Source organism: Mycobacterium pinniadriaticum (genome assembly GCF_026242045.1).
Classification (GTDB): Bacteria; Actinomycetota; Actinomycetes; order Mycobacteriales; family Mycobacteriaceae; genus Mycobacterium; species Mycobacterium pinniadriaticum.
Genome location: NZ_JAPJDO010000003.1, coordinates 250083 through 271053, shown reverse-complemented (window position 1 = coordinate 271053; position 20971 = coordinate 250083). Strand labels below are relative to the sequence as shown.

Annotated in this window: 20 protein-coding genes and 1 pseudogene; 14 read left to right on the top strand and 7 right to left on the bottom strand. The window is 67.9% G+C overall.

Annotation, left to right across the window (positions count from 1 at the left end):
- The first annotated feature begins 141 nt into the window (after window positions 1-141).
- From ORI27_RS05555 to ORI27_RS05545, 3 genes are all read left to right on the top strand, one after another.
- Window positions 142-465, top strand: a complete 324-nt coding sequence (locus ORI27_RS05555; RefSeq protein ID WP_265995559.1) for a TetR-like C-terminal domain-containing protein — start codon at window positions 142-144, stop codon at window positions 463-465.
- A gap of 156 nt (window positions 466-621) precedes the next feature.
- A complete protein-coding gene (locus ORI27_RS05550; protein ID WP_265995557.1) occupies window positions 622-2400 on the top strand; it encodes a glycoside hydrolase family 15 protein in 1779 nt (592 codons plus the stop codon).
- Window positions 2397-3404 carry an SDR family oxidoreductase gene (locus tag ORI27_RS05545; protein ID WP_265995556.1) on the top strand — a complete coding sequence of 336 codons (1008 nt, stop codon included), beginning with the start codon at window positions 2397-2399 and terminating at the stop codon, window positions 3402-3404. The genes ORI27_RS05550 and ORI27_RS05545 overlap by 4 nt, the downstream gene beginning before the upstream one ends.
- Before the next feature lie 8 nt (window positions 3405-3412).
- Here ORI27_RS05545 and ORI27_RS05540 read toward each other — a convergent pair whose 3' ends face one another.
- A complete protein-coding gene (locus tag ORI27_RS05540; protein ID WP_265995555.1) occupies window positions 3413-3904 on the bottom strand; it encodes a MarR family winged helix-turn-helix transcriptional regulator in 492 nt (163 codons plus the stop codon).
- 141 nt (window positions 3905-4045) lie between these two features.
- Between ORI27_RS05540 and ORI27_RS05535 the strand changes: the two genes are divergently transcribed.
- The 6 genes and pseudogenes from ORI27_RS05535 to ORI27_RS05510 form a co-directional block, all read left to right on the top strand.
- Entirely contained in the window at window positions 4046-5224 is a 1179-nt protein-coding gene (locus ORI27_RS05535; protein WP_265995554.1) for an FAD-binding domain, read from the top strand.
- 364 nt (window positions 5225-5588) lie between these two features.
- Window positions 5589-5987 carry a hypothetical protein gene (locus ORI27_RS05530; RefSeq protein ID WP_265995553.1) on the top strand — a complete coding sequence of 133 codons (399 nt, stop codon included), beginning with the start codon at window positions 5589-5591 and terminating at the stop codon, window positions 5985-5987.
- Window positions 5984-6481: a MarR family transcriptional regulator gene (locus ORI27_RS05525; RefSeq protein WP_265995551.1), complete on the top strand. Its 498-nt coding sequence runs from the start codon at window positions 5984-5986 to the stop codon at window positions 6479-6481. Before ORI27_RS05530 ends, ORI27_RS05525 begins: the two co-directional genes overlap by 4 nt.
- 64 nt (window positions 6482-6545) lie before the next feature.
- Complete coding sequence (locus ORI27_RS05520; protein ID WP_265995550.1) at window positions 6546-7103, top strand: hypothetical protein; 558 nt, start codon at window positions 6546-6548, stop codon at window positions 7101-7103.
- An 8-nt stretch (window positions 7104-7111) separates the two neighbouring features.
- Window positions 7112-7879, top strand: a complete 768-nt coding sequence (locus tag ORI27_RS05515) for an alpha/beta fold hydrolase (RefSeq protein ID WP_265995549.1) — start codon at window positions 7112-7114, stop codon at window positions 7877-7879.
- Between the two features lie 69 nt (window positions 7880-7948).
- A pseudogene (locus ORI27_RS05510) lies at window positions 7949-9001 on the top strand (phosphatase PAP2 family protein); the annotation flags it as partial.
- On the opposite strand, the gene ORI27_RS05505 reads toward ORI27_RS05510, so the two are convergent.
- The 6 genes from ORI27_RS05505 to ORI27_RS05480 all read right to left on the bottom strand — a co-directional run bounded on the left by ORI27_RS05505 (window position 8972) and on the right by ORI27_RS05480 (window position 14625).
- A complete protein-coding gene (locus ORI27_RS05505) occupies window positions 8972-9775 on the bottom strand; it encodes a hypothetical protein (protein WP_323055562.1) in 804 nt (267 codons plus the stop codon). The pseudogene ORI27_RS05510 and the gene ORI27_RS05505 overlap by 30 nt on opposite strands.
- Window positions 9776-9779: 4 nt before the next feature.
- The gene (locus ORI27_RS05500; protein WP_407666220.1) at window positions 9780-10886 is read right to left on the bottom strand and encodes a PDR/VanB family oxidoreductase; all 1107 of its coding nucleotides are present in this window, start codon (window positions 10884-10886) and stop codon (window positions 9780-9782) included.
- Entirely contained in the window at window positions 10883-11782 is a 900-nt protein-coding gene (locus ORI27_RS05495; RefSeq protein ID WP_265995546.1) for a metal-dependent hydrolase, read from the bottom strand. The genes ORI27_RS05500 and ORI27_RS05495 overlap by 4 nt, the downstream gene beginning before the upstream one ends.
- Before the next feature lie 59 nt (window positions 11783-11841).
- Window positions 11842-12255: a hypothetical protein gene (locus tag ORI27_RS05490; RefSeq protein ID WP_265995545.1), complete on the bottom strand. Its 414-nt coding sequence runs from the start codon at window positions 12253-12255 to the stop codon at window positions 11842-11844.
- A 184-nt stretch (window positions 12256-12439) separates the two neighbouring features.
- Window positions 12440-13891, bottom strand: a complete 1452-nt coding sequence (locus tag ORI27_RS05485) for a serine/threonine-protein kinase (RefSeq protein WP_265995544.1) — start codon at window positions 13889-13891, stop codon at window positions 12440-12442.
- Window positions 13892-13917: 26 nt separating this feature from the next.
- Entirely contained in the window at window positions 13918-14625 is a 708-nt protein-coding gene (locus tag ORI27_RS05480; RefSeq protein ID WP_265995542.1) for a TetR/AcrR family transcriptional regulator, read from the bottom strand.
- A 220-nt stretch (window positions 14626-14845) separates the two neighbouring features.
- Here ORI27_RS05480 and ORI27_RS05475 point away from each other — a divergent pair, with 220 nt between their 5' ends.
- The 5 genes from ORI27_RS05475 to ORI27_RS05455 are packed head-to-tail and all read left to right on the top strand — an operon-like array spanning window position 14846 to window position 20967.
- Window positions 14846-16846: a dipeptide ABC transporter ATP-binding protein gene (locus ORI27_RS05475; RefSeq protein WP_265995541.1), complete on the top strand. Its 2001-nt coding sequence runs from the start codon at window positions 14846-14848 to the stop codon at window positions 16844-16846.
- Window positions 16846-17715 carry an ABC transporter permease gene (locus tag ORI27_RS05470; protein WP_265995540.1) on the top strand — a complete coding sequence of 290 codons (870 nt, stop codon included), beginning with the start codon at window positions 16846-16848 and terminating at the stop codon, window positions 17713-17715. Before ORI27_RS05475 ends, ORI27_RS05470 begins: the two co-directional genes overlap by 1 nt.
- Before the next feature lie 11 nt (window positions 17716-17726).
- Window positions 17727-18731, top strand: a complete 1005-nt coding sequence (locus ORI27_RS05465) for an ABC transporter permease (RefSeq protein WP_265995539.1) — start codon at window positions 17727-17729, stop codon at window positions 18729-18731.
- A gap of 5 nt (window positions 18732-18736) precedes the next feature.
- Window positions 18737-19378, top strand: a complete 642-nt coding sequence (locus tag ORI27_RS05460) for a cysteine hydrolase family protein (RefSeq protein WP_265995538.1) — start codon at window positions 18737-18739, stop codon at window positions 19376-19378.
- A complete protein-coding gene (locus tag ORI27_RS05455) occupies window positions 19375-20967 on the top strand; it encodes an ABC transporter substrate-binding protein (RefSeq protein WP_265995537.1) in 1593 nt (530 codons plus the stop codon). Before ORI27_RS05460 ends, ORI27_RS05455 begins: the two co-directional genes overlap by 4 nt.
- Window positions 20968-20971: the final 4 nt, after the last annotated feature.

Genomic DNA, 20971 nt, shown 5'->3' with positions numbered 1-20971 from the left:
GACCGGATGGAGGTGGAACGATCGGAGCCGACTCGGAATTCGTGGACAGTGCGGTCCCCGAAGACCTCCGCAAGCAGGTGCCGGAGGCGGCCCTTACGATGAGCTGGCCCGATGGGGACTGGAGCGGTGTGACCTGCGACCATGCGCTCTCGCCACGGGATCGAAGAAGAGGTGGTCACCCGCTACTGTGGAAGCGTCCGCAGGCTCGCCCTGGACGCCCTCCTGCGCTGGAGCTACGACATCCTCGCCTCGCCGGACACCGGATCGTCGCGCACCGATCTGCAGGCGTTGGCCGCCGCGGTGGCCGGTCAGGTCAACGACCACCTCGGCCGCAGTCTGTTGCGTGCGATGGTGATCGATGACCGCGCCGCTTTCGCCGACGACACCCGGGTGGCGTTCTGGATGCGCAGATTCGCCAGCACCCGGTCGGTGTTCGAGCGGGCGGCCGAACGCGGCGAGATATGAGAAGGGGTCGATGAGACGGCCGCGATGAAACCGCGCACGCGGCGCGTGATCTAGTGCAACAGTTGCTCGACAACAAACAATTAAGGCAGCTGTGAGACATCTGTGAGGACGCCGTCCGGCGGTATGTGATCGTCTTGCGCGGGGTAGCCGAAGTCCATGGCAAGCACGGGCACGCAATGGACGCTGCGGGACTACGCGTTCATCGGAGACGGCGAACGCGGAGCCCTGATCGGACCGCGCGGGGACTATGCGTGGATGTGCGCACCGCATTGGGATGACGACGCGGTATTCGGAACCCTGATCGGCGGCACAGGAACATACGCCGTCACGCCGTCGGACCCCTTCGTATGGGGTGGCTATTACGAGCCCCGTTCACTGATCTGGCGCTCACGCTGGGTGACCACCACCGGCATCGTCGAGTGCCGGGAGGCCCTGGCGTTTCCCGGCCGGGCCGACACGGTCGTCGTGCTGCGCCGCATCGAGGCGGCCCGCGGTCAGGCGCGGGTCGACGTTGTGCTGCAGCCGGCCGCCGGCTTCGGTCATCGCCACGTGCGAAACATCCGTCGCGACGACGCCACCGGCTGCTGGCTGGCCACCGTCGGATCGTTGCGGATGCGGTGGGCCGGTGCGCCCGAAGCGCGGGTGATCGGCGGCGCCCCTGCGGATCGCGCGCTGACCACGGCCGTCGCGTTACACGAAGGGGAGACGGTGGACCTGGTTCTCGAACTGTCCGACCGGGAACTGGCCGTCGACCCGGTGTCCGCCCCACAAGCGTGGACGGACACCGAGAAAGCCTGGGCCGAGGCGATTCCGCGTCTCGGCCCGACGGCCGCGCCGCGCGATGCCGAACACGGATATGCGGTGCTGCGGGGCATGACCACGGCGAGCGGGGCAATGGTCGCCGCGGCGAGCATGAGTCTGCCCGAACGTGCCGATGAAGGCGCCAACTACGACTACCGGTACGCCTGGATCCGCGATCAGTGCTATGCGGGCATTGCGATCGCCGTGGATGGTCCGCACGAACTGGTAACCACCGCAACTACATTCGTCTCGGAGCGTCTGCTGGCTGACGGTCCGAAGTTGATGCCGGCGTACACGGGCACCGGATCGCCGGTGCCCGAACAACGGAAGCTTGATCTGGCCGGTTATCCCGGTGGATATGACCTGGCCGGCAATCACGTCCGTGACCAATTCCAGCTGGATACCTTCGGGGAGGCGCTGCTGCTGTTCGCCGCCGCCGCCCGGCGCGATCTGCTGACCGGTGACAGCCGGCAAGCGATCGACATCGCCGTTGCGGCGATAGAAGACAACCTGGACCGGCCGGACGCCGGCATCTGGGAATTGGGCGAAAAGCACTGGACCCATTCGCGACTCGCGTGTGCCGCCGGCCTTCGCGCGGCCGCCGGTGCCGGTGTTACCCGGGATCCCGGGCGGCTCAGCACCCTGGCCGACCACATCGTCGCCGAGACCTCCCGGAATTCGCTGCATCCCTCCGGGCGGTGGCAGCGGGCACCCGACGACGAGCGCGTCGATGCGGCACTGCTGCTTGCGTCCGTGCGTGGCGCGGTGCCCGCGGATGACCCCCGTTCGGTGGCCACTTATCGCGCCGTGCAGCACGAACTCAGCCGCGATCATTACCTCTACCGCTATCGGCCCGAGCGCGGGTTGGGCACCAGCGAGAGCGCATTCCTGTTGTGCGGCTTCGTGATGTCCCTGTCCGCGCTGCAGCAGGGGCACGCCGTCGAGGCTTACCGGTACTTCGAACGCAACCGGGCCGGTTGTGGAACACCCGGGCTGTTCTCCGAGGAATACGACATCCGGGAGCGTCAGCTGCGAGGCAACCTGCCTCAGGCCTTCGTCCACGCGCTGATGTTCGAGGCGTCGGCCACGCTGGCGCAGAGCACCGAAGACACTACGGAAAGGAACGACCCATGAGCACATCGATGAAGGGCAAGACGGTCGTCGTGACCGGTGCCAGCGCAGGGATCGGCCGCGCGGTGGCGCGGGAATTCGCCCTCGCCGGGGCGAACGTCGCGCTGTTGGCGCGAGGTCACGACGGGCTGGCGGCCGCGGCCGACGAGGTAGAACGGGCGGGTTGCCGAGCGCTGGTCATGCCCACCGATGTGTCCGACCACCAGCAGGTCGATGTGGCGGCCGAGAAGGTCGAAGCCGAGCTCGGGCCGATCGACGTCTGGGTGAATGTCGCGTTCACTTCGGTGTTCGCGCCGTTCCATCGGATCGCCCCCGACGAGTACAAGCACGTCACCGATGTCACGTACCTGGGCTACGTTTACGGCACCATGGCGGCCCTGCGCCGGATGCGGCCGCGCAACACCGGCGTGATCGTCCAGGTCGGCTCGGCTCTGGGTGGCCGTGCGATACCGCTGCAGTCGGCCTACTGCGGAGCCAAACACGCGGTCAACGGCTTCACCGAATCGCTGCGTACCGAATTGATGCACGAGCACAGCGACGTTCACGTGACAGTGGTGCAGATGCCGGCGGTCAACACCCCGCAGTTCTCGTGGGTGCTCTCCCGGCTGCCGAAGCATCCCCAACCCGTACCCCCGATCTATCAGCCCGAGGTCGCCGCGCGCGCGGTCTTGTACGCCGCCAAACACCCTCGGCGCAAACAGTTCTGGGTCGGCGCCAGCACCGTGGCGACCCTGCTGGGCCAGCGGGTGGCGCCGTGGGCACTGGACCGGTACCTGGCGCGAACCGGTTACTCGTCGCAGCAGACCGATGCCCCGGCATCGCATAGTCCGGCGAACCTATGGCAGCCGCGGGATGACGATCCCGGTGACGACCACGGCGCGCATGGCGGTTTCGACGACCGCGCGATCGCGCACAGCCCGCAATGGTGGCTCCGGGAACATCTGGGCCCGATCGCGGCGGTGGCCGGAGGAGCGGCGGCAGTGGCGCTGGCGGCCCAGGTGCGGTAGCCCGGGGGTCAGGCCAGGTAGCCGTGGGTGGCCAGGCTGGCCGCGGGTTCCCCGCCCGCCGTGGTGAACGCGGTCAAGGTTCGCACCAGGCCGTGTCGCTCGCGTGGCGGCATCTTTTCCACCACGCGGGCGATCTCCTCGCGCCGGTGGGTGGTCACTGCCTGCACCACGTCCCGACCACGCGCGGTCAACTCGACCACCAGCTCCCGTCGCGAGTCCGGGTGGGCCCGGCGGTCGATCAGGCCTGCGGTGACCAAGCGCTCGACCATGCGGCCGGTGGTGGAGGGCTGCACATCGAGTAGTCCCGCCAGGGTTGCGACATTCGCCTCACCGCGGGCCGACAGAATCACCAACGTACGGAACTGGGGGATGGTGATCGTCTCGTCCACGTGGGCGATCGAGCGGGCCGAGATCGCGACCAGTAATCGAGACGCCGTCAGCAGCGCATCGGTGATGGCCTCCGGTGTGTCCTCGCCGCCAGGCTCGGTATGAGCCGCCATCGCAGTTCTCCCTTCGCGCGAACGTCGTCTTGCCTCATCATGGCCCCTGATTCGCCTCACGCCTCTAGGTGCCTACTGCAACTGTTGCATAGTGCTATGGTTTTCGTGGGTATTGGCCGAATCGGCTGAAGGGTGTGCGGGATGCAAATCGCCATAAGCGGTGCTGGTGTGGCAGGCCCGACACTCGCGTATTGGCTGCGCCGAACCGGCCACGAGCCGACATTGATCGAACGCGCACCGCAATTTCGTACCGGCGGCTACCTGATCGATTTTTGGGGTGTGGGTTACCGCATCGCCCAGCGCATGGGGCTGGAGGCCGCGATCCAGAATGCCGGGTATCAGCTTCAGTCGTTGCACTCGATGGGCTCCGACGGCCAGATCCATGCCAGTCTGAAAGTGGACGGATTCCGCCGAGCCGCACGCGGCGAGCTCGTCAGTGTGGCGCGCGGCGACTTGGCCGCCACCATCTACGCCGCCGTCGAGCACGATGTCGAGACGATCTTCGATGACAGCATCACGGCGATCAACCAACACCCCGACTGCGTCAGCGTGAGCTTCGCGCGCGCCGACACTCGTCAGTTCGACCTCGTCATCGGTGCCGATGGGCTGCACTCCAACGTGCGTCGACTGGCGTTCGGACCCGCAGCGGACACCGAGCGCTACCTGGGCTGTCTGGTTGCTGCTGCCGTGGTGGAGGGTTACCGGCCCCGCGACGAGCTGGTCTACGTGACATACAGCGCACCCGCCCGGTCGGTCGGGCGGTTTTCGCTGCGAGACGATCGAACCCTGTTCCTGTTTGTGTTCCGCTCCGCCGACGGTCGTGACCCCGGTGATCTCGAAGCTCGGAAAGCTTTGCTGTGGAGTGAGTTCGGCGATGCGGGCTGGGAGTGCAAACAGATTCTCGCTGCCCTCGATGATGCCGATGAACTCTATTTCGATGTCGTCAGCCAGGTTCGCATGGACCGCTGGTCGCAGGATCGAGTGGCGCTGGTCGGCGATGCGGCCGCCTGCGTCTCCCTGCTCGCTGGTGAAGGGACCGGTCTGGCCATGACGGAGGCATATGTGTTGGCCGGCGAGCTGCAGCGTGCGCACGGCGATTACCGGAAGGCGTTCTCGGCATACGAGAGCCGAATGCGTGGGTTCGTCGAACGCAAACAAGCCGGAGCGCTGAAGATGCTTCCCGTCTTCGCGACCAAGACCGAGTTCGGCATCTGGTTTCGCGATCTGGTGATGCGGGCGATGAGTGTCGGGCCGTTGTTCGACCTGATCGTCACGCGCACGCTGCGCGACGATATCGACTTGCCGGACTACCCGATGTGACGGTGGCGGCTCGGAAGTGACGACACCGCGGATGACAGCCACGTGGTGGCATCCGGGTGGGGGCCCAACGCCGCCCGGTACCGCCGCAGCCAGGCATCTTCTCCCACGGGTGATGGGGTTTGCCGCCGACGGGTCCGAGGCCGACTTCCGTGCCGTGGGCCGAAGGTTGCCCTTCATCAGGTTCGTTCCGCGCGCCGGGTGAGGATGAGTTACCAATCCGATTGACACTCATTGTCGCCGGGTACGCGTCTGGCATGACAGTGATTCCAGCCCGGGTTGGTGCGGCACCGCGGTCCTGATCGCTGCCGACGAGATCACGGGGCACGTGGGCGGAAAGCGGCTCGATGATGGAACCCGAACGGCCATGCGGCTTCTCGGTGTCCGGCTGCTGGCACAGTCGGCGATCTGTGCGGTGCGGCCCACTCGCTGCGTGCTGGCGATGGAGACAGTCGTGGACCTGATCCACGCGGCGACGATGGGTGCGGTGGCGGTGGGCAGCCACGACGACGGCCACTGCAGGGCGGCGGCGGCCAACGTGGCGTCGGCGTCGGCGTTCGCCGCCGCCGATCTGGTCGCCGTGCGGCGGCATCGGCAGCTTTCCGACGCCTCGGGCAACCCCGTCCTGCGCTGGCGCGACACGGTGGCCGACCGGCTGTGCCGGCTGTTGCCGCGCTGGGCGTCGCTTCGAGAAAAACGGCGCGGTCGCGGTTTGACCGTTGATGTGCGGCGGGATCGATCCCGACTGGCAGAATATCGAGGATGAGCAGGCAGGTTTTTGAGCGGGCAGTCGACGGGCCGGCCGCCGCCGACATCGACGCGGTATTGCGCGCCTCGCGCGCGCTGGTCGGTATCGCGGCCGCGTCGATCGCCGAGATCTCAGAGGTCGTCACCGTTCCCCAACTGCGCGTGCTGGTGATGATCGACACCCGGGGCCCACTGAACCTGGCCTCGGTCGCCACCGCCCTCGAGATCAGTCCGTCCAATGCCAGCCGGATCTGCGACCGGCTGATCCGTGCGGGCTTCCTGAACCGCCAGGATTCGCCGACCGACCGGCGCAACATCTCGCTGACACTGACCACAGAGGGCAGACAGCTGGTGCGCAAGATGAACCGCCACCGCCGCCGGGCCATCACCCGGGTCCTGCGGGCGATGACGGCACAGGAGCGCCGCTCTGTCGTCACCGCGTTGGATGCCTTCGCCGCAGCGGCGGGCGAACCGGCCGACGACGGTCTACGACTCGTGTGGTCGCCGGCCTGACACGGCCGATTTGTTACCGCTCCGCGCCCTGTCGTCGACCTCCGGCGTGAGACTGTAGATCCCTATGCACACGCACAGCTTCGTCACCTATGAAGAATTCGGTCGCCGATTCTTCGAGCTGGCGGTCACCGAGGAGCGTGTTGCGGCGGCGTTCGCCGAGATCGCCGGCGGAGAGTTCGAGATGGGTCCGATGGCACAGGGGCCGGCCGGGCTCGCGAAAGTGACCGCGAAGGTGCGGATCCAGCAACCGGTCGCCCGGCGCAGCGTGGGCGATACCATCACCTTCAACGTCCGCATTCCCCTGGTGATCGAGTTGGTGGTCGACCTGCGGGTGGACAAGCAGCGATTCACCGTAGACGGCGATATCGCGCTGCGGGCCACCGCGCGGGCTGCCGAGCCCCTCCTGCTGGTCATTGACGTCGCCAAGCCACGTTCGTCCGATATCGCGGTCAACGTCACCTCGAAATCGGTACGCGGCGAGATCCTGCGGATCGTGGCCGGGGTCGACGCCGAGATCCGCCGGTTCGTCGCGGCCTACGTCGCCGACGAGATCGACAGCCCGGCATCCCAACAGGCCAAGGTCATCGATGTCGCCGAGGCGGTCGCCTCGGCCTGGGACTGAGGAGACACGTGCGGTTCGTCTTCGTCCACGGCGGCTTCCACGCCGGCTGGTGCTGGGAGCGCGCCATCGCCGAACTGGACCGGATGGGCCACCAGGGGGTCGCGGTGGACCTGCCCGGGCACGGCGCACGTGTCGACGATCCATTGGCGGAGTGGACCATCCCGCGCCGCCGCGACGCGATCCTGGAGGTGATCGAGTCCGGTGACGTGCTGGTCGGCCACTCCGGCGGCGGGTTCGACGCGACCGTGGCCGCCGACGCGGCGGTCGGCGACGTCAGCCACATCGTCTATCTGGCGGCCGCGCTGCCCCGCGAGGGGCGCTCGTATCCCGAGGCGATGGCGATGCGCAACACCGAGGACGGCCAGTTCGACGGAGACGTCGGGGAAATGCTGGGCTACCTGCACTTCGACGAGGCCGGCGCGATGACGTTCGCCGATTTCGAGGGCGCGTGGCGCTACTTCTACCACGACTGCGACGAGTCGACCGCGCGCTGGGCATTCGAGCGGTTGGGGCCGGAGAAGTTCGGTGCCGTCAACGACACCCCGGTGTCGGTGCCTCAGTTCTGGGCTGCCGAATTGCCGCGCAGTTTCATCCGCTGCACCGAGGACCGGTCGATGCCCCGGTGGCTGGCCGATACCGTCACCGAGCGTCTCGGCGTCGAGCAGCTGACCATCGAGACGTCGCATTCCCCGTTCCTGTCGCGCCCTGCCGAGTTGGCCGAGCTGCTGGTCCACGCCACGACCACCAAACCTGTGGGTCGGCTACAGCCGGATTAACAGCGTCTGAACGGAATCTTTCGCGATTCTGGGTAATGCTGAACCGATGACCCGGTTGAGTGGTACCCGATGACAGCAACCGATGTCGACGCGACGTCCCTGCCGGCACCCGCGGACCCCCGAACCCGCCGGCTGACACTGCTGCGCCGCACTGCGATCGCCATCTGGGCGGTCGCTGTCGTATCGCTCACAGCGACACGGGGTTTGGCCCTGAATCGCGAACTCATCCTGGTCTATATCTGTGCCGGGCTGCTGGCCGCAAGCATCGGCCGCCAACGGGTGCTGCTGATCGTGCGGGACTGGCTGCCGTTCGCGCTGGTGTTGATCGTCTACGACCTGAGCAGGGGAGCGGCGGATCTGATCGGTACGCCGACTCAGTGGCTGTGGCAACCCGAAGTCGACCGCCGGATGTTCGGCGCAGTGCCCACGGTGTGGCTGCAAGAACACTTCAAGCTGCCCGAACCGCCCTGGTGGGAGGTGATCATCAGCACCGTCTACATCTCGTTCTTCATCCTCCCGTACGCGCTGGGCGGCGTGCTGTGGCTGCGCGACCGCGACGTGTGGAAGGCCTTCGTTCGCCGGTTCGTGGTGCTGTCCTTCGCGGCGCTGGCCATCTACGCGGTGCTGCCCGCCGCGCCACCGTGGGCGGCGGCCCGATGTGGGCCGGCCGACGTGGCGGGCGGTCCCCCCGATCCGCAGTGCATGTTCCGGCGGGTGCCGCTCCCCGACGGCGGATTGCTGGGTCGAGTCATCGCCCAGCACGACGGAGCCCACGACTTCGTCGAGCGGATCTCCGGCCGAGGCTTCGGGATGCTGCACCTCGACGTGGCTCGGGCGCTGCTCGACGAAGGTCAGGCCAGCGTCAACCTGGTGGCGGCGATCCCGTCGCTGCATGCCGGCCTGTCGGTGATGATCGCGGCGTTCCTGTGGGGCCGGGTGAGCCGGCGGTGGCGGCCGCTGCTCGCCGGGTATGTGGCGATCATGGCCTTCACCCTCGTGTACTCCGCCGAGCATTACGTCATCGACATCCTGCTCGGCTGGCTGCTGGCGAGCGTCGTCGCCCTGGCGATCCGCCGATACGAACGCCGGCGACTAGCCGCGGCGGGAGCGGCCGGTCAGATTCAAGGGCCGGCCGACGTTGCTGAGTTGGGTCAGGACGTCCTCGACGCGCGCCCTGGGCGCCTCGGCGCGCCACTCCGGCAGGGTTCCGGTCAGGTGTAGCGCGCCGGGCCCGAACGACAGGCTCGTCAGCGCCAAGCCGCTGGCCAGCTCGGGTAACCGGACCGGGTAGGCCGGAATCCGGGTCGGCAACGCCCAACGACGGCGGCGGGTCCGCACGGCCCGCGGATGCAGCCACAGGGTGGAGCCGTCAAGCTTCACGTCGACCTCCACGCTGCCCAGCCCGGGGCGACGCGCCCAGCGCAGCCGCGCGACGCCGTCATCGTCCACCTGGCCCGACAGCCGCGGCAGCGTGTCGGAGAAGACGTCGTCTAATACGTGCGTCGAGACTTCCATGCTCACCTCGACGGGTGCGGCCACCAGCACCGGGGGAACCCCCGGCCGCAGATGAAGATTATGCAGAACCACCGTGGCGCGCTCGAAATAGCGTTCCTGCCAACAGATATCGGTGGCGGTAAGCCGGACGTCGTTCAACTGGCCGACCGCAAGCCGGCGCACATCGAGGCGCGAGTCGAATTCGGTGACGGTCAGCGTGATGTCCCCGCTGTCCAGTCGCACCGTCAGGGTGCGTCCCACCACCAATCTCTTGACTGTCATGAACATCGTTCGATACGCGACCGCCGCCCCGGAGCTGACCGGGGCGGCCGACCAGACCGAGGACAACATGTCCAACGGCCGCAGGAGGTCCCAGCGGGCCAGACCGAGTGAACGCGCCATCGGACTACAGGTCCAATTCCAGATGCCCGCCCTCGGGTGCGCGTGACACGCAGGTCAGCATCATCCCGGCGGCACGTTCCGGCTCGGTCAATAGCGTATCTCGATGCTGCACAACACCATTGATCACCCGGGTGCGGCACGTGCCGCAGAAGCCCTGCTGGCAGGAGTACGGTGCCGCCACCTGCTCGCGCCGCAGCGCCGACAGCAGCGTCTCGTCGGCACCGACCCGCAGGGTGGCCCCGGTCGCTCTCAGTGTCGCGCTGAAGCTGGTGCCGTCGACCACCGGCGGAGCGGCGAATCGCTCGAAATGCAGTTCCACGTCGTCGCGGCCGGCCAGGGCGGCCCGGATCGCGGTCAACATCGGTGCCGGGCCGCAGGTATAGACGCCGACGCCGTCCGGGCAGTCGCCCAGCAGGTCGGCGGCGGTGGGTGTCCCGTGCACGTCATCGGTACGGATCTGCACCCGCGATCCGAACCGGCGAACTTCGTCGAGGAACGGGATGGAGTCCTCGCTGCGCCCGGCGTAGATCATCGACCAGTCCACACCCAGTCGCTCGGCCACCGGAAGCATCGGCAGGATCGGGGTGATGCCGATGCCCCCGGCGATGAACCGCAGCTGTCGGGTGGGCGACCCGTAGCCCGGCATCGTCAGCGGGAACGCGTTGCGCGGGCCGCTGCTGGTGACCGTCGCGCCGACGGGCAGGCCGTCGTGGACCTCGATCGAGCCGCCGCCGCCGTCGGGGATGCGCCGCACGGCGATCCGATAGCAGGTTCGCAGGCCGGGCTCGCCGCACAGCGAATACTGGCGGATCCGGCCGCTGGGCAGATGGATGTCCAGGTGCGCTCCGGGGTGCCAGGACGGCAGCGGCCGGCGGTCCGGTGCGGCCAGGGTCAGGGCGACCACGTTCTGGTCCCGCGCCACCACCCGGCGCTCGACGATCTGCAACGTGAGGGTGTGGTCGCGCTCCGGTGGCGCCGCCGGCCGGCGGAACGTGCCGCTGATCGCCCACATGGCTGTGACGGCCGCGTCGGTGAGACTGAGTGGAACGTCATGGCGGGTCCGTCCCGACGCACTCGGCGGGACGACACGCAAACGGGACAGCCGTTTCACAGGTGCGCGGCGCGGGCGGCGGGTGAGCTGGCCAGATAGGCGACCGCCTGCGCGGTTGAGCCGACGTCCTCCGGCGAATAGTCGGGCCGGAAATACGTCAGTGTCGTGGTGCCGAACAACGTGCGGTACTTGGGCAACAGACCCAGCTTGGAGTCCCTGGCCCGCAGCCGCTGCATCCTCCACCAGCTCATATTCAGGCTGGGGTCGGTTCGGCACAGGTACCAGGCGCCGCGGTTGAAGAAGCCCGCGATCAGCATCACCGCCATCCCCATCGACCGGATCCGGTCGAAGTAGCTGTCGTGAAAGTAGACCGCGACGTCGTGGGCGACATTGCGGTGCTCGACCTCTTCGCTTCCGTGCCAGCGAAAGACATCGACCAGGGTGGGATCGGCGCCGTAGTCGTCCCACGCGCAGTTGAGGGCGAAATCGCCGAGCACGGCGGTGTAGTGCTCGATGGCCGCGATCAGCCACAGCCGGTCGCACAGGTGATTGTGTCGTCGGCGCGGATCACTCGACGTGCTCGGCGAGAGCACCTGGGCGAAGACGTAGTCGAGCTGGCGCAGGATGGGCTCGGGGTCCACCCCGCGGGCCACCATCAAATCCTGGAGGACTTTGTCGTGGGTGTCGGCGTGGGTGGCCTCCTGACCGATGAACCCGCGCATGTCCTCGGCCAGCCGCGGATCTTTCACCAGGGGCAATGCCTCGTCGTAGGTGGCGACGAACCAGCGTTCGGCCACCGGAAGCACGACGTTGAGCAGACCGACGACGTGGGAGGCGACCGGATGACCGGGGATCCAGTGCAGCGGCGCGTCGGAAACGTCGAAGTCGACCTTGCGAGCCTGGATCTGCACAGGGCCGGGATCGATCTCGTGTTCGAAACGGCGTGGCCGCAGCATGGGTGAAACCTCCCGGCGGTGGCGGGCCCGACGCCGAGAAGTCTAGCCGAGAGGGGGCGTCAGCCGACCTGGGTCGGCGTCACCGTCACGGTGCCGGGCGCGCCCGGTGTCGGGCGGGAACCGCCGTCGGACGGGAACTGCTGAGCGGGCGCGCTACCCGACGAACCCGACGGCGGAGCCTCGGGCTGGGCGGACTCGGTGCAGTTCAGCATGAGCTGCATCTTGCCGCTGGCCAGGTATTTCTGGCTCTGCACTATGCACTTGGCCTGCGGGACGTCGCTTCCGACCGAGCCGCCGAACACCGTCGAGACGCCCTGGGCGTGCAGGATCGCCACCGCCTTGTAATACGGTTCGCCGAGGATGTTGAGCGTGCCGCCGGCGTTCGGGTCGGCGCTACTGGACCCCATGCTGAGGGCGGCTGCTGCCGAGCCCGCGGCAAGCGCGCCGGCGGCCACCAGGATGAGCCTTTTCACTCCAACCTCCGTCTCAAGTCTCCGGTCGAACATAGCGCAGATATCGAAGGGCCACGGATCGGCGCTTCTGGGACCTCTATCGTCACAACCGCACCAGGATGTTTCATCGCTCGTATGTCGAGGTCGACGTTTCGGCGCGATTCACTCGCACAAGTGCGGCAAATCGTCGGTTTGGGCGCAGAACCTAGTCGCCGTTGCCGCGAAGGATGTCCGCCGCGCAGCGCAACCGGCTGTGCCCGGTTTCCTGCACGCAGATCTGAACCGGCGACTCGTCTTCCAGCGGCGGGATCGCGGTGGGTGAGGTGGTCAGCACCGGGTTGGGGATCTCGCCCTGGTGCACCGACCACAGATAACGGTTGGTGTATTGCAGCTGGCTGCAGTACACCGTCATCCCGTCGGCGGTGGTTCCGGTGGCTCCGGGCTGGGCGCACCGCGAGCCGATCACCACGGCGGGGGTCGGTTCGACGGTGACGGTGTCGGTAGCAGTCGGCACGACGCTGGTGGTCGTGGTCGTGGTCGTGGTGGTCGTCGGCGGGGGCGGCGGGACGATGCTGGTGGTCGTGGCGGTCGTCGTGGAGCTGCGGACGTCCTGGGTGGCGACCGTCTCACCGCGGTTGCGGCCGGCGATGAACGCGGCGGCCACCGCGATCAGCATGACGAGCAGCACCGGGACCAGGATCGCCGGTCGCAGCCACGACATGCGGGCCGGCGGCTCCGGTTCGCCGCCCACCGGTGCCGCATCGGTGATCGGGGTCAGCCGGGTGACGTCGGCGTCGGGCAGGCCGTCGCCGGACAAGGGTGTGGTGATCTGGTGGGCCAGGGCCCGGGAGAAGTCCACGCACCGCTCGAAGCGGTCGGCGGGGTCCTTGGACAGCGCCTTGCGCAAAGCCGGGTCGAGGCCGGCCAGCTCCGGGCGGAGTCGGGCCAGGCTGGGCGGCGCCGTCGACAAATGCTGGCTGATCACGACCGCGGGGTTGGAATGCTGGAACGGCGGTGATCCGCACAGCAGGTGATAGGCGGTGGCGGCCAGCGCGTATTGGTCGGCGCGTCCGTCCAGGTCGCGGCCCATCAGTTGTTCGGGGGCGGCGTAGGCCACCGTGCCGACCGTCATATTGGTCTGCGTCAACCCGCTGGTGTCATTGTCCCATCGTGCGATACCGAAGTCCGCCAACAGGATTCGCTCCTCACCGGACTGCTGCCTGGCGACCAGGATGTTGGCGGGTTTGACGTCGCGGTGCAGCAGGTGCCGTTGGTGTGCGTAGTCCAGCGCGTCGGCCACCGCGGAGACGATGTTGAGCACCTCGCGCTGCGGCAAACCGTTGGGATGGCTCTTCAGCAGGGCACCCGCGTCGGTGCCGTCGACGTAGTCCATCGCGATCCACAACTGCCCGTCGAACTCGCCGCGGTCGTGGATGCCGACGATGGAGGGGTGCCACAGCGTGGCGGCGATATCGGCCTCGCGTTCAAATCTGGCGCGGTACTCGGTGTCGCCGCTGACCGAGGCGGGCAGGACTTTGAGGGCGTCGCGGCGGGGCAGCCGGGGATGTTGAGCGAGGTAGACCTCACCCATTCCGCCCGCGCCGAGCAGTCGCAGGATCGTGTAGCCGGCGAATGTCTCGCCTTCGGCCAGCGGCATGGCCCGATCCTACAAACGCCTGAAGGTCAACCGACGCGAACTCCGCCGCCGGTGCGCCCGTCGGTACTGCCGTAGCCGGCGAGGTAGGCGTCAGTGCTTGCCCGCGGGACCGGAAGCGCGTCCTCGGTGAGGCCGAGTACCCGCAGGCAGGCGTCGGCGACGTGGCCGGCCAGCGTCGCGTGGTCGGGTTCGGGATGGCGCGACCACATGTTCACCAGCGACTCGACCAGGCGGAACGGCAGGTCGGCCGCGTCGTCTGCGACCCCGGTCCCGGCCAGGATGGACCGGCTCAGATCGAGGTAGGCCAGCCGGAGCCGCTCGCGTTCGGTCCAGAATGTCGCCAGCCGGGCTTCCCGCAGCTCCGGCAGCAAATAGAGCGCGCCCAGATTCCATCGGGACGTCAGTAGCTGGGCGCCGTCGAACGCGGCCAGGGCGTGCAGACACTGTGCCGGCGTCGGCGGCGGTTCGGCGCGCCGGAGCGCGGACAGGAACAACAAGGTCGGCGTGACGGTCTGGTGCAGCAGCGCCGAGAGCAGCTCGTCCTTGGTCTTGAAGTAGTGGTAGAGCGAGGCCTGGCGGATGCCGACCGCCTCGGCGATCGCCCGGGTGGATGTGCTGGCGTAGCCACGGGTGGTGAACAGTTCTGCCGCCGCGTCGAGGATCTCCTCCCGGGCGGTCAGGCCGGGCCTGCGCCGTTCGGTCAAGCGCGGGCGGCCGGCCCGCGTTGTCTCCATGAATCCGATGGTGGCCCACACCACCTGCGAAAAGACAGACTTCGGGATTTTCTGTCACACGACAGAAACGCGGGATACCTATCGGTTACGCGCCGTCTTGGTTTGGTTACGCCAGCGACACCCATGGCGACACGCGGCCCGTAAAACTGTCAATCGACAGGCTGATGGCTCACCGGCGAGCTCATCCTCGTGACCTACCGACCCTCGGGGAGACTCTGCGATGGCGAGCGCCACAAGTGTTGCGCTACCTGACGCCCCGGCGACGATGCCGACCGGCGACCTGGTCGCGGCGGTGGCGGACCTGCGTGTCACGTTCCGCCGCAACGGCAAAGATGTGCATGCGCTGCGCGGCGTGTCACTGAGCATTGCCCCCGGCGAGATCGTCGGCCTGGTCGGCGAATCCGGATCGGGCAAGAGTGTGCTGGGCTTCAGCATGCTCGGCCTGCTCGCGGGTGCCAAGACCGGCGGCAGCGTCCGGGTCTGCGGAACCGACATGCTCACCGGCGCGGCCAAACAGCTGCGCAAAGTCCGGCGGTTGGACCTCGGCGCGGTGTTCCAGGACCCGATGACGTCGCTGAACCCCACGATGCGGATCGGCAAGCAGGTCGAAGAGGTGGCCGGCAGCAGTGCCGAGGCCCTCAAACTTCTGACCGCCGTCGGCATTCCGGAGCCCGAGCGCCGGATGCGGGCCTACCCGCACGAATTGTCCGGCGGTCTGCGGCAGCGCGTGATGATCGCGATCGCGGTGGCCGGCAACCCCGAGCTGATCATCGCCGACGAGCCGACCACCGCCCTGGATGTCACCGTGCAGGCACAGGTGCTGGCGCTCCTGCAGCGGCTGCGCACCGAGATCGGCTGCAGCATCGTGCTGATCACCCACGACCTGGGGGTCGCGGCCCAGATTGCCGACCGCATCGCGGTGCTGTACGCCGGTCGGATCGCTGAGATCGGTCCGACCGCCGAGGTTCTCGCGACGCCGGCGCACCCCTACACCCACGGCCTGCTGCAGTCACGGCTGACATTGGACACGGCCCGCGACCGTCCGCTGGCCGCGATGGCCGGGCAGGTGCCGAGCCCGACCGCTCCGCTGCCCGGCTGCGCCTTCGTGCCACGGTGTGCACTGGCCCGGCCCGAATGCGCCAGCACACCACCGGAACCGATGGACGTCGACACCAACCGGGTCAGCGCCTGCATCGTGGCGCCTGAGCAGATGCGCGCCGAGCTGGGCGCCGTGGTCGCCGCCGAAACGGGTGCCGAAGTCTTCGCCGATTCCCCCGACGTCGAAGGTGAACAGCCCGCCGCTGTCGACGTCCGAACGGTGACCAAGGCGTTCGCCGTGCGCCGCCGACGCTGGCTCGACCGCTCGGGCGCGCAGCCGAGCAAACTGCAGGCGCTGCGCGGAGTGTCGCTCACCGTCGCGCACGGCGAATCGGTGGCATTGGTAGGCGAGAGCGGATCGGGCAAGTCGACACTGCTGCGGATCATCGCCGGGTTGGAGAAGCCGACGACCGGCGACGTCGAGCTGGCCGGAAACCAGCGTCCGCAGATGGTCTTCCAGGACGCCGGTGCGTCGCTTACCCCCTGGCTGTCGGTGGGCGAGCTGATCGGGGAGCGACTGCGGACTCTGTCCCGCGCCGAACGCAAAGATGCCATTGCCGCGGTGCTGGAGCGGGTCGGCCTGCCCCAGGATGTGGTCTCGTCGCGCGCCGCACAGCTCTCCGGCGGCCAGCGCCAGCGGGTGTCCCTGGCCCGGGCGACGGTGATCCCGCCGCAGGTGTTGCTCTGCGACGAGCCGACCAGTGCCCTCGACGTGTCCCTGGCCGCGTCGGTGCTCAACCTGATCGGTGAGCTGCGGCGTGGGCTGGACATGTCGGTGGTGTTCGTGACCCACGACCTGTCGGTGGCGCGGGTGGTGGCCGACCGGATCGCGGTGATGTACCTGGGCCGGATCGTCGAGATCGGCCCCGCCGAGGACGTCATCGGGCGTCCGACCCATCCCTACACCCAGGCGCTGGTCGACGCGATCCCGGATCTGGGTCGCGACTGCCGGGTGCTGGCCGGCGAGCCGGCCAGCCCGTTGTCACCGCCCACCGGGTGTGCTTTCCACCCGAGGTGTCCCATCGCGATCGACGCGTGCAGCGGAATCGAACTCGACGTGCGCCTGGAAGGTGTCCCCGGCCGCCCGCACCAGGTCGCCTGTATCGAACGGAGGGCGCGCTGATGGCCATCGCGATACCCGCCCCGGCACTGCTGCGCGGCCGTGAGAAGCGACTGGCGGCGTTGCCGAAAGACCGTGCGGTGATTCTGAATTGGCTTGGCGTGTCGCTACTGCTGCTGGTGACACTCGTCGCGGTCGCGGTGCCGGTGCTGGCCCCGCACGATCCGTTGGTGCCGGTCGGCATGCCGCTGCAGCCGCCGGGCAGGGACGGTTTCCTGCTCGGCACCGACAGCGTCGGACGCGACATCGGCAGCCGGGTGCTGTTCGGCGTGCGGTCGAGCTGGTTTGCCGCACTGGTGGTGGTCGCGGTCGGGCTGCTGATCGGCGGTCTGGTCGGACTGATCGCCGGGGCAACCGGCGGCTGGGTGGACGGTGCCCTGATGCGCATCACCGACGGATTCCTCTCGCTACCCGCACCGGTTCTCGCTATCGCCGTCGTCGCCGCTCTCGGCCCCGGCTTCATTCACACCCTGATCGCGGTCTCCATCGTGTGGTGGCCGTTCTACGCCAGGCTCGTCCGCGGTGAGATCACCCGGTTGGCGGCCCGCCCGCACGTCGAGGCGGCCCGGTTGGCCGGAGTCGGACCGGTCCGGGTCGCGTTGCGCCACCTGATGCCCGGCGCGGTGCCCAACGCACTGGTGGCCGCCAGCCTGGATCTCGGGACCCTGATCCTCACCCTGGCGGCGCTGTCGTTCCTGGGTCTCGGCCAATCCGCGCCGGCCCCTGAACTGGGCGCGGATGCCGCCCGCAATCTGAGTTACTTCCTGCAGCAGTGGTGGATTCCGGTGATGCCCGGCCTCGGTGTGCTGGTCCTGGCATTGATCGGCAACATCGCCGGCGACAGCCTGCGCAACCTCATGAAGACCAGCTAGGGGGCGACTCGATGAGAACATTCGTAGCCTCCCGGCTGGCCGCCATGGTGGCGATCCTGATCGCGCTGACAGCGGTGATGTTTGTGCTGCAACATATTTCACCGCTGGATCCGGTCAAGGCGCAGATGGGTGCGCAGGCCTCGGCGTCGGCGGTGGCCGCGCGCCGCGAAGCGCTCGGCCTCAACGACCCCCTCTTCACCCAGTTCTGGCACTACCTGACCGCGGCGGTGCACGGCGATCTCGGAACGTCGTATCGGACTCGCCACCCGGTCGCGTCCGATCTCGGCAGCTTCTTGCCGGCCACCTTGGAGCTCGCGCTGTATGGCATCGGCATCGCCTTGGTGCTCGCCGTGCTGCTGGCGTTCAGCACCACCTTGAAATGGCGGGGATCGGCTGTGCTGCGGGCGATTCTGTTCACCGGAGCATCGGCGCCGATGTTCCTGCTCGGCATCCTCGGTCTGATCGTCTTCTACCAGAAGTTGGGCTGGGTGCCGGCCAATGGCCGCACCGGGATCAGCAATCCACCCACCGGGCCCACCGGGCTGCTGACCGTCGACGGGTTGCTCAGCGGGCGCTTCGACGTCGTCACCGACGCCCTGCACCACCTGATCCTGCCGGCGCTGGTGATCGCCCTGGGCCCAGCGGTGGCCATCGGCCGCGTGCTGCGTTCGAGCCTGCTGACCGATATGGACAGTGACTACGCCCGTACCGCACGAGCAAAAGGATTGTCGGAGAGCCGGATCGTGGCCGGGCACATACTGCGGAATTGCATCGGCTCGGCGTTGTCGATGACCGGACTGCAGGTCGGGTTGATGTTCTCCGGCGTACTGGTCGTCGAGCAGGTCTTCGGCTGGCCGGGCATCGGCCAGTACATCGCCCAGAGCATCCCGGTCGCGGACTTCCCGGCGATCGCCGGGGTGACGCTGATGCTCGGCGCTCTCTACGTCTTCATCAATACGGCCGTGGATCTTCTCCAGGCCGCCGCAGACCCCCGCATCGCAGTTATAGGAGGATAGGTTAGGTGCCCAAACAGCCACTGATCGTGGGCAACCCGGTTCTGGTCGTCGTCGACATGCAAGAAGGCGGTGATATGCCCGCCGCCGAGGTGGGCATCGAGCACATGCCCGGCTATGACGACCGGATCGAGTTGGCCGAGCGGCTGATCGCCGCCGCCCGCACCGCGGGTATCCCCATCGTTTTCTTCCAGGAGGTGCACCGGCCCAGCGGCATCGACTTCGGCCGCGAGCTGGACGGCAACGAGGGGGAGCACTGCGTCGAAGGCCGGCGAGGCACCCCGCTGCACCCCAGGCTGCTCCCGGACTTCGACGGCCCCAACCACGAGTTCCACATCGTCAAGCGGCGCTATTCCGGCTTCATCGGAACGGAATTCGAGATCGTGCTGTCCGGCCTGAAGGCCGACACACTGATCCTGATCGGCGGCCTGACGGACGTGTGCGTGCACTACACGTTCGCCGACGCGCACCAGCGGGACTTCTATGTCCGGGTGGTGACCGACTGCGTCGGCGGTTCGTCGGTCTACCGGCATGAGGCCGCGCTGGATGCCATGGAATACCTACAGGCCGGTGCGATGCGCACCGGTGACGAGATCATCGCCGCGTTCGAGCGGCTCGGCACACCCGTCCTCGAAGGAGTCTCCCGATGAAGCGTTTCGGAATCCGCCCGCTCGGCGTCCTGGCCGCGGGCACAGCGGTGCTGCTGGTCGCCTCCGCCTGCGGCGGTGGGTCCAATTCCTCCGGCGGCGCACCCAACGCCGCCCCGACCGACAAGGTGTTGCACCTGTCGTTCCTCCAGGATCCGGGGCAGCCGCCGGATCCCGACATCTTCTACGCCGGCCAGGGCCTACTGCTGACCATGAACACCTATGAGGGCCTGCTGGACTACAAGGCCGGAACGGACAAGCCGGAAATCGAGCCACTGCTGGCCACCGAGTGGACCGAGTCACCGGACCACCGGGTGTTCACCTTCAAACTGCGCGAAGGGGTGAAGTTCCACGACGGGACACCGTTCACCGCCGACGCGGTGAAGGCCTCCTTCGACCGTCGGCTCGCGGTCAACCAGGGCCCGGCCTACATGGTGTCCGACATCGAGTCGGTGACCACCCAGGGTGATCACGCGGTCACCGTCACGCTCAAGGGGCCGAACTCGGCGTTCCTGGACTACATCGCCTGCCCGTACGGTCCGCGCATGGTCAGCCCCGAAGGCCTGAAGAAGTTCGGCGGCACCGACAACGCGGAGCAGTACCTGACCACCCACGATCTGGGCACCGGTCCGTACACGCTCACCGCGGCGGAGGTCGGGTCGCGCTACGCGCTGGAGGCTTACCCCGACTACTGGGGCCCCAAGCCGTATTTCGAGAAGGTCGAGATTCCCGTCATCACCGACGTGTCGGCCCAGCAGCTGCAGTTCAACAACGGCCAGATCGCCGCGATCCTGCACGATCTGCCGTCCTCGGCGGTGGGCCAGTACCTGAACAACGACAAGTTCTCGCACTACTCGCTGCCGACGATGATGTCGAACTATCTCTACCTCAACCCGCACAAGGGCATGCTCACCGACGCCGCGAACCGCAACGCGGTGCTCAAGGCGATCGACGTGGACACCTTGGTCAAGCAGACCTATTTCGGCCGTGGCAAGGTCGCCGACCAGATCTACCCGCCGCGGATGTTGAGTACCGACTTCGCCAAGCAGAACCTGACCTTGGACGCCTCGGCGTTGACGACGCTCGCGGCTAGCCTGCCCGCCGATCAGAAGTCGCTGACCGTCGGTTACGACTCGTCGAACCCGGACAACCAGCTGATCAGCAATCTGATCCAAACCCAGCTGGCCGCAGCCGGTCTCACGGCGAAGGTCCAGGCCTACCCGACGTCGGAGATCTACGGCTGGATCGGCTCGGACGGTCAGTCCGCACCGGACATCCTGACCGCGCTGGCATGGCCGGACGCCCCCTCGCCCTACACCTGGGGACACATCTCCTGGGATCCCGATGGTGGGCTGAACTACCTGGGCTGCTCGGCGCCGCCGGTGACCGACGCGCTGGCCAAGGGGTTGGTGTCCGGGGCGCCCGCGGACTTCGGGGCCGCCGGTGACGAAGCGATCAAGACCGGTTGCTGGTTGAACATCGCCGACGTGGACGACTTCGTGGTCGCCCAGCCGTGGCTCAAGGGTGTCGAGCAGGCCCACGTGGTGACCAATCCGAACTCGCTGCGGCTGGCCGCGCTGTCCGTAGGCTGACGCC

Excerpts from the sequence above, each read along its gene's own strand:
- ORI27_RS05555 (WP_265995559.1), top strand. The coding sequence starts at position 142 with ATGCGCTCTCGCCACGGGATCGAAGAAGAGGTGGTCACCCGCTACTGT.
- ORI27_RS05550 (WP_265995557.1), top strand. The coding sequence starts at position 622 with ATGGCAAGCACGGGCACGCAATGGACGCTGCGGGACTACGCGTTCATC.
- ORI27_RS05545 (WP_265995556.1), top strand. The coding sequence starts at position 2,397 with ATGAGCACATCGATGAAGGGCAAGACGGTCGTCGTGACCGGTGCCAGC.
- ORI27_RS05540 (WP_265995555.1), bottom strand. The coding sequence starts at position 3,904 with ATGGCGGCTCATACCGAGCCTGGCGGCGAGGACACACCGGAGGCCATC.
- ORI27_RS05535 (WP_265995554.1), top strand. The coding sequence starts at position 4,046 with ATGCAAATCGCCATAAGCGGTGCTGGTGTGGCAGGCCCGACACTCGCG.
- ORI27_RS05530 (WP_265995553.1), top strand. The coding sequence starts at position 5,589 with ATGCGGCTTCTCGGTGTCCGGCTGCTGGCACAGTCGGCGATCTGTGCG.
- ORI27_RS05525 (WP_265995551.1), top strand. The coding sequence starts at position 5,984 with ATGAGCAGGCAGGTTTTTGAGCGGGCAGTCGACGGGCCGGCCGCCGCC.
- ORI27_RS05520 (WP_265995550.1), top strand. The coding sequence starts at position 6,546 with ATGCACACGCACAGCTTCGTCACCTATGAAGAATTCGGTCGCCGATTC.
- ORI27_RS05505 (WP_323055562.1), bottom strand. The coding sequence starts at position 9,775 with ATGGCGCGTTCACTCGGTCTGGCCCGCTGGGACCTCCTGCGGCCGTTG.
- ORI27_RS05495 (WP_265995546.1), bottom strand. The coding sequence starts at position 11,782 with ATGCTGCGGCCACGCCGTTTCGAACACGAGATCGATCCCGGCCCTGTG.
- ORI27_RS05485 (WP_265995544.1), bottom strand. The coding sequence starts at position 13,891 with ATGCCGCTGGCCGAAGGCGAGACATTCGCCGGCTACACGATCCTGCGA.
- ORI27_RS05480 (WP_265995542.1), bottom strand. The coding sequence starts at position 14,625 with ATGGAGACAACGCGGGCCGGCCGCCCGCGCTTGACCGAACGGCGCAGG.
- ORI27_RS05475 (WP_265995541.1), top strand. The coding sequence starts at position 14,846 with ATGGCGAGCGCCACAAGTGTTGCGCTACCTGACGCCCCGGCGACGATG.
- ORI27_RS05470 (WP_265995540.1), top strand. The coding sequence starts at position 16,846 with ATGGCCATCGCGATACCCGCCCCGGCACTGCTGCGCGGCCGTGAGAAG.
- ORI27_RS05465 (WP_265995539.1), top strand. The coding sequence starts at position 17,727 with ATGAGAACATTCGTAGCCTCCCGGCTGGCCGCCATGGTGGCGATCCTG.
- ORI27_RS05455 (WP_265995537.1), top strand. The coding sequence starts at position 19,375 with ATGAAGCGTTTCGGAATCCGCCCGCTCGGCGTCCTGGCCGCGGGCACA.